General features: G+C 65.9%; 13 protein-coding genes. 6 read left to right on the forward strand and 7 right to left on the reverse strand.

Features of this window, described 5'->3' with window-relative positions; genetic code table 11:
• Window positions 1–8: 8 nt before the first annotated feature.
• The 3 genes from rfbA to E3T48_RS01690 are packed head-to-tail and all read right to left on the reverse strand — an operon-like array spanning window position 9 to window position 2,487.
• The gene (rfbA, locus tag E3T48_RS01680) at window positions 9–872 is read right to left on the reverse strand and encodes a glucose-1-phosphate thymidylyltransferase RfbA (RefSeq protein WP_134522152.1); all 864 of its coding nucleotides are present in this window, start codon (window positions 870–872) and stop codon (window positions 9–11) included.
• 2 nt (window positions 873–874) lie between these two features.
• Window positions 875–1,483, reverse strand: a complete 609-nt coding sequence (locus E3T48_RS01685; RefSeq protein ID WP_134522153.1) for a dTDP-4-dehydrorhamnose 3,5-epimerase family protein — start codon at window positions 1,481–1,483, stop codon at window positions 875–877.
• A gap of 44 nt (window positions 1,484–1,527) precedes the next feature.
• Entirely contained in the window at window positions 1,528–2,487 is a 960-nt protein-coding gene (locus E3T48_RS01690; protein ID WP_166789595.1) for a class I SAM-dependent methyltransferase, read from the reverse strand.
• Between the two features lie 184 nt (window positions 2,488–2,671).
• Between E3T48_RS01690 and rfbB the strand changes: the two genes are divergently transcribed.
• From rfbB to E3T48_RS01715, 5 genes are read left to right on the forward strand one after another with little or no spacing between them, the layout of a single operon-like run.
• Window positions 2,672–3,658: a dTDP-glucose 4,6-dehydratase gene (gene rfbB / locus E3T48_RS01695; protein ID WP_134522155.1), complete on the forward strand. Its 987-nt coding sequence runs from the start codon at window positions 2,672–2,674 to the stop codon at window positions 3,656–3,658.
• 48 nt (window positions 3,659–3,706) lie between these two features.
• Window positions 3,707–3,964, forward strand: coding sequence for a type II toxin-antitoxin system Phd/YefM family antitoxin (locus tag E3T48_RS01700; RefSeq protein WP_134522156.1), 258 nt, complete (start codon window positions 3,707–3,709; stop codon window positions 3,962–3,964).
• A complete protein-coding gene (locus E3T48_RS01705; protein WP_134522157.1) occupies window positions 3,961–4,362 on the forward strand; it encodes a type II toxin-antitoxin system VapC family toxin in 402 nt (133 codons plus the stop codon). Before E3T48_RS01700 ends, E3T48_RS01705 begins: the two co-directional genes overlap by 4 nt.
• Before the next feature lie 22 nt (window positions 4,363–4,384).
• Window positions 4,385–5,236, forward strand: coding sequence for a dTDP-4-dehydrorhamnose reductase (gene rfbD, locus E3T48_RS01710; protein ID WP_134522158.1), 852 nt, complete (start codon window positions 4,385–4,387; stop codon window positions 5,234–5,236).
• Complete coding sequence (locus tag E3T48_RS01715) at window positions 5,233–6,378, forward strand: glycosyltransferase family 4 protein (RefSeq protein ID WP_134522159.1); 1,146 nt, start codon at window positions 5,233–5,235, stop codon at window positions 6,376–6,378. Before rfbD ends, E3T48_RS01715 begins: the two co-directional genes overlap by 4 nt.
• 190 nt (window positions 6,379–6,568) lie before the next feature.
• Here E3T48_RS01715 and E3T48_RS01720 read toward each other — a convergent pair whose 3' ends face one another.
• The 4 genes from E3T48_RS01720 to E3T48_RS01735 all read right to left on the reverse strand — a co-directional run bounded on the left by E3T48_RS01720 (window position 6,569) and on the right by E3T48_RS01735 (window position 10,137).
• A complete protein-coding gene (locus tag E3T48_RS01720) occupies window positions 6,569–6,853 on the reverse strand; it encodes a GIY-YIG nuclease family protein (RefSeq protein ID WP_134522160.1) in 285 nt (94 codons plus the stop codon).
• A 235-nt stretch (window positions 6,854–7,088) separates the two neighbouring features.
• Window positions 7,089–8,396: an LCP family glycopolymer transferase gene (locus E3T48_RS01725; protein WP_241986527.1), complete on the reverse strand. Its 1,308-nt coding sequence runs from the start codon at window positions 8,394–8,396 to the stop codon at window positions 7,089–7,091.
• Window positions 8,397–8,446: 50 nt separating this feature from the next.
• Window positions 8,447–8,914, reverse strand: coding sequence for a 5-(carboxyamino)imidazole ribonucleotide mutase (gene purE, locus E3T48_RS01730; RefSeq protein ID WP_134522166.1), 468 nt, complete (start codon window positions 8,912–8,914; stop codon window positions 8,447–8,449).
• Window positions 8,915–9,000: 86 nt separating this feature from the next.
• Window positions 9,001–10,137: a 5-(carboxyamino)imidazole ribonucleotide synthase gene (locus E3T48_RS01735; RefSeq protein WP_134522162.1), complete on the reverse strand. Its 1,137-nt coding sequence runs from the start codon at window positions 10,135–10,137 to the stop codon at window positions 9,001–9,003.
• A gap of 165 nt (window positions 10,138–10,302) precedes the next feature.
• Here E3T48_RS01735 and E3T48_RS01740 point away from each other — a divergent pair, with 165 nt between their 5' ends.
• The gene (locus E3T48_RS01740; protein WP_134522163.1) at window positions 10,303–10,788 is read left to right on the forward strand and encodes a GtrA family protein; all 486 of its coding nucleotides are present in this window, start codon (window positions 10,303–10,305) and stop codon (window positions 10,786–10,788) included.
• Window positions 10,789–11,176 lie beyond the last annotated feature (388 nt).

Below are 11,176 nucleotides of genomic sequence, written 5' to 3' on the forward strand. Positions count from 1 at the left end.
AGCCTCCCTCAGGAGGCGACCAATGCTGCCAGGTACTTGCCATATCCACTCTTCTGCAAGGGCGCAGCGAGAACGGCGAGCTGCTTGGTGTCGATCCACCCTGCCCGCCAGGCGATCTCCTCGATGCAGCCGACCTTGAAGCCCTGACGGTCCTCGATCACGCGCACATACTCAGAGGCCTGCATCATTGACTTGAAAGTTCCGGTGTCTAGCCAGGCGGTGCCCCGATCGAGCACCTGCACCTGCAACTTGCCGGCTTCGAGATAGCGCTCGTTCACAGTGCTGATCTCCAACTCTCCACGAGCGCTCGGCTCGATGGACTTGGCAATCTCAATCACGGAATTGTCGTAGAAGTACAGGCCGGGAACGGCGTAATTGCTCTTGGGCTTCGCCGGCTTCTCCTCGATCGAGATGGCGGTTCCGTTGTCGTCGAATTCGACGACACCGTAGGCCGTGGGATTGCTGACGTGGTAAGCGAAGATACGCGCTCCCTCGATCGAGTTGTTGCCACGGAGGGCCGAACCGAGGCCGGCGCCATGGAAGATGTTGTCGCCGAGCACGAGGGCGACGCTGTCGTCACCGATGAATTCCTCGCCGATGATGAACGCCTGGGCGAGACCGTCCGGCGACGGCTGCACCGCATACTCAATCCGGATTCCAATGTCGGATCCGTCGCCGAGAAGCGCCCGGAATTGGTCATTGTATTCGGGGGTCGTAATGATGAGAACCTCATTGATGCCGGCCATCATGAGAGTCGAGAGAGGGTAGTAAATCATCGGCTTGTCGTAGATCGGCATCAGCTGCTTGGAGATGCCCTTGGTGATCGGCCAGAGGCGCGTGCCCGAGCCGCCGGCGAGGATGATTCCGCGCATTCTTACTTCCTGCCGTTCAGTGTGTCGTAGAAGGCGCGGGCGGCCTCCCAGGTCGGGAGCAGTCCGCTCGCGGCGGCCTCGGCGAGCCCGGGGGCATCCGTGTCCTTCGGGGACAACAGCAACTCGCCGGCCTCGGGAGGGAAGACGAGACCGATTTGAGTATCGAGCGGGTTGATGCCGTGCTCCCGCCCCGGGTTGAACGGTGCCGTGACGAGGTAGCTGACCGTAGCGTTGTCGGTGAGAGCCACGAAGCAGTGCCCTAAACCTTCGGCGATATACACGGCACGTCGATCGTTGTCGTCGAGCAGCACGCTGTCCCACTGGCCAAACGTCGGCGACCCGACGCGAATGTCGATGATGTAGTCGAGCACCGCGCCGTGCGTGGCGGTAACATATTTGGCCTGGCTCGGCGGGATGTCTGCGAAGTGGATGCCTCGCACGGAGCCGCGCTTGGAGACCGACGTGTTCGCCTGCGCGATCTCCAGCCTGTGCCCGATCTTCTCTTCAAGACGGTCGAAGCGGTACCACTCGAGGAAAACTCCCCGGTCGTCACCGAACTGCTTCGGAGTGATCTCATAGGAATCGGGGATGGAGAGTTCGCGAATCTTCACGTTTGGCAGTCTACCCAAAGGGCTCAGACGAATCGCAAAGCGCGTCAGCCTCGGTGGCGCCGAACCGCATCTCTCAAGAACCGAAGCGGCCTCGTGAGCCTCCAGCTCGTGCTCTCGTGAATCCTCCTAATCTGGTCCACCAGCCCCAAGTGGTCGCTCTCCTGCAGTGCAATCACGCGGTCTTTTTCATTGAGTTGATGCCCAGCGACCTCTAGCTCGCCCTTCAATCCGGGTACTTCTGCGGCTCGCACGCGCAGGTCATACAGTTCAGCGATAACTGCGCCGCGAGACTCATAGAACTTCTTGATCTCACTCTCCTTCAGGAGGCCCTCCTCGAGGAATGCGCGCAGACGCTTAGGGATATCACCGCCGACCGCCAGCACGCCGAGACCGTGACCGTGATCGAAGGCGAACGACGGGTATTGCTGGGCGACTTCCGCCCAGAACTGCCACACTCCGAAACCCTCTTGGTGTTCTGCGATGTCGTGGAAGATCACGACCCCACGATCAGTGAGCTTCGGGCGCCAAGCCTCGAAATCGTGACGCACGTCGTCGTAGCCATGTCGTCCGTCGATGTGGAGGAGGTCAATTGAACCGTCTGGGATCGAGTCGAGGCTGTCGTCGAAATAGCCGCGCAGCAGTGTCGAGAAGGCGGAGTAGTCCGTTTCGTTGATCGTGCTCACGCTCTCATAGACATCAGCACCGTAAAATCCGGCCTGATCGTCACCCTGCCAGCTGTCAAGCGCGAACGTGCGAGTGGGCAAGCCGAGTCGAACGATCGTTTCGCAGAAGACAAAATAGGAGAAGCCGTTGTGCGTGCCGAGCTCGGCGATGGCCGTCGGCCGAATCGCGTCCACCAGCCAGAACGCGAAGGGGGCATGCTCCAACCATGCGGACTCAACCAAGTGCCGCGGAACCCAATATGAGGTGTCCCTGATCCAGGAATCGGAGGGTCGAACGGTTCTTTCTTCCAGGAAATTGAAACCGGGTGGGACTTCGTTCACGTGTGAGGCCTCCTGCGCCGCTGCTCGGAAAGCCACTACTTCCCTGATGAAGGCTACCATTTCACCCCTCTTTGATCTCGGGAAGGCGGAGAAGGCCGAGGGAACCGGCACGCTCGGCCGCCTGCCAACCGGGTTCCGATAGAATCGCCGAGGCACTCACACCAACGGAACGGTTACCTCACATATGAAGATCCTCGTCACCGGCGGAGCCGGTTTCATCGGCTCGAACTTCGTTCGACGCACCCTCGAAGACGCCTACCCCGGCCTGGAGGGCGCCGAAGTCGTCGTTCTCGACGCGCTCACCTACTCGGGAAACCTCGAAAACCTGGCTCCCATCGCGGAGAGCCCCCGCTATTCGTTCGTGCACGGCGACATCCGCGATGCCGCCCTGCTCGACACGCTCTTTCCGTCGCTCGACGCCGTCGTGCACTTCGCCGCGGAGTCCCACGTGGACCGCTCGGTGCGCGACGCGTCGATCTTCGTCGAGACGAACGTGCTGGGCACCCAGCAGTTGCTGGACGCTGCGCTGCGCCACGACCTCGCGCGTTTCGTGCACGTCTCCACCGACGAGGTCTACGGCTCCATCGCCGAGGGCTCCTGGAACGAGGAGCGCGCGCTCGAGCCCAACTCGCCCTACTCGGCGTCGAAGGCCGGCAGCGACCTGCTCGCCCGCAGCTACCACCGCACGCACGGCCTGAACATCTCGATCACCCGCTGCTCGAACAACTACGGCCCGTACCACTTCCCCGAGAAGGTCATCCCGCTGTTCGTCACAAACCTGATCGACGACAAGCACGTTCCTCTCTACGGCGAGGGCAACAACATCCGTGACTGGCTGCACGTTGACGACCACACCCGCGCCATCGCGATGGTGCTCGTCGGCGGCCGCGCCGGCGAGATCTACAACATCGGCGGCGGCACCGAGCTGACCAACCTGGAGCTGACCCAGCTGCTGCTCGACGCCACCGGCAAGGACTGGTCCTACGTGGACCGCGTCGCCGACCGGCTCGGCCACGACCTGCGCTACTCGGTCGACATCGGCAAGATCCAGGCCGAACTCGGCTACGCCCCGCTCGTTCCCTTCGAACAGGGCCTCGCGGATGTCGTGGCCTGGTACCGCGAGAACCGCGCCTGGTGGGAACCGCTCAAGGCCCGCGCGGAGCTGGGCTAGGCCAGGCCTCAACGCCTACGGCGTGCTACAAGCGGCTACACTGATTTCATGAGTCTTGTTCCGGTTCGAGATCTACGCAATCACACCGCGGAGATCATCGAGCGCGCCCGAAACGGTGAAGAGGTGACGATCACCTCGAATGGCGTGCCGGTGGCGACGCTCATCCCGATCGTCACATCGAAAAAGCCATTCCTGACGAGGGAAGACATCCTCAGGCTCGTGCGGCGGCCCGGAGATCCCATCGCGGAGTACTTCGAACACGAAGAGCCCGACGAGACGACCGACGACCTGGGTCCCATCAGGTGACCGTTACCCGCGGTCTGATCGACACCAGCGTATTCGTCGGGTTGGAGACGAACCGCGTCAGCAGCATTGATATCCTTCCGATCGAGCAGTTTGTCAGCGCCATCACCCTCGGTGAACTCCTCGCGGGCGTTCACGCGGCAACCGACGCAGACACCCGCGCTGCGCGGCTTCTGACCATCGAAACCGTCTCTGTCGCCCAGGTGCTGAACGTGGATGCCGAAGTCGCGGCACACTGGGCGCGGCTGCGGCAGAAACTTCGGGAGAATGGAAGACGAATCAACGTGAACGATTTGTGGATCGCCGCGACCGCCCTCGCCCACCACCTGCCCGTGTTCACCCAGGATGCCGACTTCGCTGTTCTGGCAGACTTGGGCGGGCCGGAAATCATCACCGTCTAGCAGTTACCGTTTAGGGGAGCACATGAAGTATCTGATCACCGGCGCGGCCGGGATGCTCGGCCGCGACCTGCAGGTCGCCCTCGCCGGCCGCGACGTGACCGCGCTCGGACGGGACCAGCTGGACATCACCGACGCGAACGCCGTCGCGGCTGCCACGGCCGGCTTCGACGTCATCATCAACGCGGGGGCGTACACGAAGGTCGACGACGCCGAGACGAACGAGGATGCCGCCTACGCCATCAACGCGACCGGCGCACACAACCTGGCGCTGGCCGCCGCCGCGACGGGCGCCAGACTCGTGCAGATCTCCACCGACTACGTCTTCGACGGGAACGCCACCGAGCCCTATGGTGAGGACAGCCCGATCGACCCGATCTCGGCCTATGGCCGCACCAAGGCCGCGGGTGAGGCGTTCGTGCTGGCGGCGCATCCGACCGGAAGCTACATCGTGCGCACGGCCTGGCTGTACGGCGAGCACGGCCCGAACTTCCCCAAGACGATGCTGAAGTTCGCGGCAACGCGGGACACCCTCAGCGTCGTCGATGACCAGGTCGGCCAGCCCACTTGGACGGCAGATCTGGCCAAGCAGATCGTCGCGCTGCTCGACGCCGACGCGCCCGCCGGCATCTACCACGGCACCAACTCCGGCGTGACCAGCTGGTTCGGTTTCGCCCAGGCGGTTTTCGCGATCGCGGGCCTCGACCCCGCCCGGGTCACGCCCACCGACAGTTCGCAATTCGTCCGGCCGGCACCGCGCCCGTCGTATTCCGTGCTCGGTCATGACGCCTGGCAGACCGCCGGGCTCTCGCCGATGCGGGATTGGCGCGAGGCACTCTCCGACGCCGCGGCACAGAGGATCTTCGAGGAAAAATGACCACACTGCGGGTTGTCGTCGACCAGATGATCGCACCGGTTCCCGGCGGGATCGGACGATACACCGAGGATTTGACACGGGCTCTCATCGCAACAGCGCCGGCGAACTGCGAGGTCGAGGGCATCGTGTCGGCCAGCTCGGCCGAGCGCTACGCCGCGCTCGAAGCGGTACTTCCCGGACTGGCGAGCCTGCACAAGACGACGCTCCCCCGGCGCGAACTCGCGGCGGCGTGGCAGCTGGGCATCGCGGGGTCTTCCGGCTCCGGGATGATCCACGCGCCGGGGCTCCTTGCCCCCCTGCGCAAGCACGACATCGTCAATGACGGCACCCAGATCGCGGTGACCGTGCACGACGTGCTCGCGTGGACGCATCCGGAGGCCCTGACGACCACGACCGTCGCCTGGACCAAGGCCATGCTCAAGCGCGCACGCAAGCACGCCGACGCGGTCGTGGTGCCCAGCCACGCGGTCGCTGACCAGCTCGGCGAGATCGTCAACCTCGGCGATCGCGTGCGCGTGATCGGCGGCGGTGTCGGCAATGGTTTCCGCCTGCCCTCGAACTCGTCCGCCACCGAGGCACTGGCTTCGGCGTTGGCGCTTCCCTCTGAATACATCGTGACCGTGGGCTCCCTGGAGCCCCGCAAGGGCGTCACCGCCCTGATCACCGCGCTCGGCCTGCCCGGCGCCCCCGACCTTCCTCTCATCGTCGTCGGACCAGACTCGTGGGGCGAACTCGACCTGCCGTCGGTCGCCGACGAGGCCGGGCTCACACCGGGGCGGGTGCGATCGATGATCGGCCTGACCGATGAGCAGCTCGCCGTCGTGATCGCCCGGGCCGCCGTTCTCGTCTTCCCGAGCCTCGAAGAGGGATTCGCCCTCCCGATCATCCAGGCCTTCCACCTAGGCACCCCGGTGATCCACTCCGACGCCCCCGCGCTGGTCGAGGCCGGCGGCGAGGCCGGCTTGGTCGTGGAACGGGACGACGCCGCCGGTTACCCTGAGCGCCTCGCCGCCGCACTGAGCCGGATGCTGGGCGACCAGGCCCTGGCGAACCGGCTGAGCATCTTCGGGAGTGACCGGGCCCGCGCCTTCAGCTGGCGCGACTCCGCCGAGCGCGTCTGGCAGCTGCACGCCGACCTCTAGCCCGGTGCTGGAGCCTGCACCGGTGGTCGAGCCTGCACCGGTGGTCGAGCCTGTCGAGACCCCTGGTGGTCGAGCCTGCACCGGTGGTCGAGCCTGCACCGGTGGTCGAGCTTGTCGAGACCCCTGATCTCGACAAGCTCGATCACCGTCGTGGTCGATCACCGTCGTGGTCGATCACCGTCGCGGTCGATCACCGGTCTCCGGCGGGCCTGCTCAGCGACGGGAGGTCGCCGAGGCGCCCCTCGATCAGCGCGATCCGCTTCGGTCGGCCCCAGCCCTGAACTTGTTTCTCGCGGGCGAAGGCATCCGTGATTCTGGCGTATTCCTCGACATGCACCAGACGCACTGGGCGACGCCGTCTTGTGTATTCAGCGCCCACGCCCTCGCCGTGTTCGGAGAGGCGGCGCTCGAGGTCCCGGGTGCTGCCGACATAGAACGATCCGTCGGAGCACTCGAGAATGTACATGTACGGCATGGCGACATGCTGCCTCTTGGCCGGTTTCGGCGCCGGAGTTGTGCACAGGGACTTGGAGGGGCGGGGGCGGGATCTCGACAAGCTCGATCACCGGGGCGGGATCTCGACAAGCTCGATCACCGGGGCGGTGGTCGAGCCTATCGAGACCGGGGCGGTGGTCGAGCCTGTCGAGACCGGGGCGGTGGTCGAGCCTGTCGAGACCGGGGCGGTGGTCGAGCCTGTCGAGACCGGGGCGTTACGGCGCGGGGGTCTCCGAAGGCGGCGGGGCTAGTGACGTCGCGATCAGATCGCGAATCACGCCGTAGTCAGGATCTTCCGGGTCGACGTTGTTGTCCGGGATCAGCTCGACCGACTTGATCGGCAGGGCCTTCGTCTTCGAGGCGAGATTCACGAAGTAGCCGAGCATGCCCTGGGGGATGTCCGTCTTCACCACCTGGGACCCGGCCTTCGCCACCGCCTGGAACTTGGTCAGCACGTTCGCCGGGCTCGCTTGGGCCAGGATCGCCTCCTGCATCTGCCGCTGGCGCACCATCCGGTCGTAGTCGCTGGTGCCGTGGCGGGAGCGGGCGTACCAGAGCGCGTGGTAGCCGTCCATGTGCTGCCGACCGGGTTCGAACCAGAACAGCACCTCGGTGAACGTGTCGTCGGTGTGCACGGGCACCCGGTGGTCCACGGTGATCTCGACCCCGCCCAGGGCATCCACCAATTGGGCGAAGCCCTGCATGTCGATGAGGACGTAGTACTGGATGGTCAGCCCGGTCACGCCCTGCGCGGCATCCCGCATGCCCTCGATGCCCGGTTCGCTGCCCTCGGCGATCGCCTTCGGGTACATCTCCGGGCTCTTCAGCTCGACCTCGGTGTAAATCGAGTTGAGCATGCAGGCGTCCACCTCGCATCCGTCGATGGCTCCGTACCCCTCCGGGTACAGATCGGCGAGCGGACCGGGCGAGAACGGGACGTCCTCGAGGTTGCGGGGCAGCCCGATCATGCTGGCCTGTCCGCTCTCGGCGTCGATGCTGACCACCGAGATGCTGTCGGGTCGGAGGCCGTCGCGGTCGGGGCCGGCGTCGCCGCCGAGCAGCATGATGTTGTACCGGCCGTCGACCGGGGGTTCGGTCGGCCCGGCGACGAAGACCGAGGAGAGGAAGTCGCTGGCCGTCGTGGCCACGTAGGCGCCGTAGCCGGCGGTGCCGACGACGCCCACCATGAGCACGGTTGCGAACCCGGCGATCAGCGGCCGCGCCTTCGGGCCCGCCCTGACCAGGCGAGTGAGGCGTAGCGTGTCCACGGTCAGGATGAACCAGACCACGGCGTAGAAGGCGAGGAGGGCGGCGGCCACCCACAGCCCGATCGTGTTCGTCAGGGCGGTGAGGATCACCTCGGGCCAGAGCAGGTAGACCACGCCGGCGGCGACGGCGAGGAAGAGCAGGGTGAACGTGGCCCGGAGGCCGAACCGGCCGAGCCGGTGGCTGCCCGCCAGCACCTGCACGGAACCGGGCAGCACGAAATTGAGCAGGACGAGCCACCAGGCTCGCTTGGTCATGACCCGTTCTGAGCCGACATTCGGGTGCCGGATCGGGCTGCTTGCACTCGTCATAGTTTCGCTTGGAGGTCCGAATTCTTCTTCTCGACCTGGTCGGCGAGCATGTCGGCGTAGCCCTCGAGCTTCACCCGCAGGGAATCGTCACAGGTCGCCAGGATCTTCACGGCGATCAGGCCCGCGTTGCGCGCGCCGCCGATCGACACCGTCGCGACGGGGACGCCGGCCGGCATCTGCACGATCGACAGGAGGGAGTCCAGGCCGTCGAGCCGACCGAGGGGAACGGGCACTCCGACGACCGGGAGCGTGGTCACGGCGGCGAGCATCCCGGGCAGGTGCGCCGCACCGCCGGCCCCGGCGATGATCACGCGGAGGCCCCGCTCATGTGCGCTCTTGCCGTAGGCGATCATCTTCTCCGGGGTGCGGTGAGCCGAAACCACCTGCACCTCGCAGGGCACCCCGAAGTCGCGCAGAAGCTGCGCGGCGTCGCTCATCACCGGCCAGTCGGAATCGGAGCCCATGACCACGCCGACGAGCGGGGTCACGGCGATATCCGACGAAGCGGTTTCGGGTACGGAGTTCTCTGGCACGGAGTCGATCTTATGGGTCAGTCCTGAAAAACCGCCGCAGTGGCTCGCGCCTCGTAGACGACATCGTCCAGATCCGGGCCTCCGACGGTCACGTGGCCGACCTTCCGGCCGGGCCGCGGATCCTTGCCATAGTTGTGCACCTTGGCCGACGGATGCTCCGCGAGGGCGGCCGGATACCGCTCGAACAGGGTCCCCGCCGATGGTCCCCCGATGATGTTCACCATCACCGACCACGGGTCCCTGGTCGTGGTCGCACCGAGCGGCAGGTCGAGCACCGCGCGAAGGTGTTGCTCGAACTGGCTCGTCGTCGACCCCTCGATCGACCAGTGGCCGCTGTTGTGCGGGCGCATCGCCAGTTCGTTGATCAGGAGCCGCCCATCCGCCGTCTCGAACAGCTCGACGGCGAGCATCCCGGTCACGCCGATGCCGTCGGCGACCAACACCCCGATCTCGGCGGCCAGTTCGGCGAGCCGGCCGGCCGACAGCGGCGCGGGCGCGATCACCTCCGCGCACACCCCGCCCTTCTGCACGGTCTCGACCACGGGCCAGATCGCGATCTCGCCGGAGGGCCTTCGGGCGACCTGCTGGGCCAGCTCCCGGCGGAAGTCGACGAGTTCCTCCACCAGCAGGGCGCCGTCGTTGCCGTCTTCGGCCAGGGCGGTGAACCAGTCATCGGCGTCGTGCTCATGCGAGACGAGCCGCACGCCCTTGCCGTCGTAGCCGCCGCGGGCGGTCTTGACCACCGCTCGCCCGCCGTGCGCCGAGAGGAAGACACCCAGTTCGGCGGAGTTCTCCACCCGGGCCCAGTCCGGCACCGGCAGCCCCAGCTCGGTCAGGCGTTCGCGCATCAGAAGCTTGTCCTGGGCGTAGCGAAGCGCGTCGGGCCCAGGGTGCACGGCGACGCCCCGTGCGACGAGTTCGCGGAGAATCTCCTGCGGAACGTGTTCGTGGTCGAAGGTGACCACGTCGACCGTCTCGGCGAAGGCGAGGACGACCTCACGGTCACGATAGTCGCCGACCGTGAACGCGGCCAGCTCGGCCGACATCCCCTCGTTCTCGGCCAGCACACGGATGTCGATGCCAAGATTGACCGCTGCCGGGATCATCATCCTGGCCAGCTGGCCGCCGCCAATAACGCCGACAGTCGTATTCATCTGTTCACCAATTCCTGTGCGAGCGTTCATTCTTCAGTGCGGCTTCTCTCAGGCTGGGGGCTGGGCTGCGCCGTAGACTGCAAATCCTGCCCTCCTATCTTCACCCATCAAGCGGACGGACGTATGCCGATAAAATCGCGGAATCACGCACGACTGGTGGCCTTCATGAGCCAGGTCGCCAAGTTCGGCGCGGTCGGACTCGTCGGCTTCGCCGTGGACGTGACCGTCTTCAATCTGCTCCGCACCACCGTGTTCGACCCGCAGCTGGTGCACGCCGGACCGATTTACGCCAAGGTCGTCTCGACCATCCTGGCGATCTTCGCGAACTGGGTCGGCAACCGGTACTGGACCTTCGGCAAGAACCGGCAGGAGCGGACCCTGCGCGAGGGGATCGAATTCTTCGCCGTCAGTCTGGTCGGCATGGGCATCGGCCTGGCCTGCCTGTGGGTGAGCCACTATGTGCTCGGCTACACCAGCGTCGTCGCCGACAACATCTCCTCGAACGTGATCGGCCTGCTGCTCGGCGCGATCTTCCGGTTCGTGCTCTACCGCTACTGGGTCTTCGCCCCGCACCGCCGCACCCCGGTGCCGGCACCGGTCACCGGCAGCCTGGCGACCGCGCCACGCGGGCACCTGGTCAGCGAGCGCTGACCGCGCGTCAATCGAGCCCGGTGGTCGAGCCCGTCGAGACCCGGTGGTCGAGCTTGTCGAGACCCGGTGGTCGAGCCCGTCGAGACCCGGTGGTCGAGCTTGTCGAGACCCGGTGGTAGAACCCGTCGAGACCCGGTGGTCGAGCTTGTCGAGACCCGGTGGTCGAGCCCGTCGAGACCCGGTGGTCGAGCCCGTCGAGACCCGGTGGTCGAGCCCGTCGAGACCCGGTGGTAGAACCCGTCGAGACCCGGTGGTCGAACCCGTCGAGACCCGGTGGTCGAACCCGTCGAGACCCGGTGGTCGAGCCCGTCGAGACCCCGCGCCCGCCGTGATTTCGACAGGCTCAATCACCGGTGGTCGAGCCCGGTGGTCGAGCTTGTCGAGACCC

The sequence above is a fragment of the Cryobacterium fucosi genome (genome assembly GCF_004403515.1).
In the GTDB taxonomy this organism is placed as follows: Bacteria; Actinomycetota; Actinomycetes; order Actinomycetales; family Microbacteriaceae; genus Cryobacterium; species Cryobacterium fucosi.

What these genes read in the sequence shown, in the direction of transcription:
- rfbD (WP_134522158.1), top strand. Translation starts at nt 4,385, where the DNA reads ATGAAGTATCTGATCACCGGCGCGGCCGGGATGCTCGGCCGCGACCTG.
- E3T48_RS01725 (WP_241986527.1), bottom strand. Translation starts at nt 8,396, where the DNA reads ATGACCAAGCGAGCCTGGTGGCTCGTCCTGCTCAATTTCGTGCTGCCC.
- E3T48_RS01715 (WP_134522159.1), top strand. Translation starts at nt 5,233, where the DNA reads ATGACCACACTGCGGGTTGTCGTCGACCAGATGATCGCACCGGTTCCC.
- E3T48_RS01700 (WP_134522156.1), top strand. Translation starts at nt 3,707, where the DNA reads ATGAGTCTTGTTCCGGTTCGAGATCTACGCAATCACACCGCGGAGATC.
- rfbA (WP_134522152.1), bottom strand. Translation starts at nt 872, where the DNA reads ATGCGCGGAATCATCCTCGCCGGCGGCTCGGGCACGCGCCTCTGGCCG.
- E3T48_RS01735 (WP_134522162.1), bottom strand. Translation starts at nt 10,137, where the DNA reads ATGAATACGACTGTCGGCGTTATTGGCGGCGGCCAGCTGGCCAGGATG.
- E3T48_RS01740 (WP_134522163.1), top strand. Translation starts at nt 10,303, where the DNA reads ATGAGCCAGGTCGCCAAGTTCGGCGCGGTCGGACTCGTCGGCTTCGCC.
- purE (WP_134522166.1), bottom strand. Translation starts at nt 8,914, where the DNA reads ATGGGCTCCGATTCCGACTGGCCGGTGATGAGCGACGCCGCGCAGCTT.
- rfbB (WP_134522155.1), top strand. Translation starts at nt 2,672, where the DNA reads ATGAAGATCCTCGTCACCGGCGGAGCCGGTTTCATCGGCTCGAACTTC.
- E3T48_RS01720 (WP_134522160.1), bottom strand. Translation starts at nt 6,853, where the DNA reads ATGCCGTACATGTACATTCTCGAGTGCTCCGACGGATCGTTCTATGTC.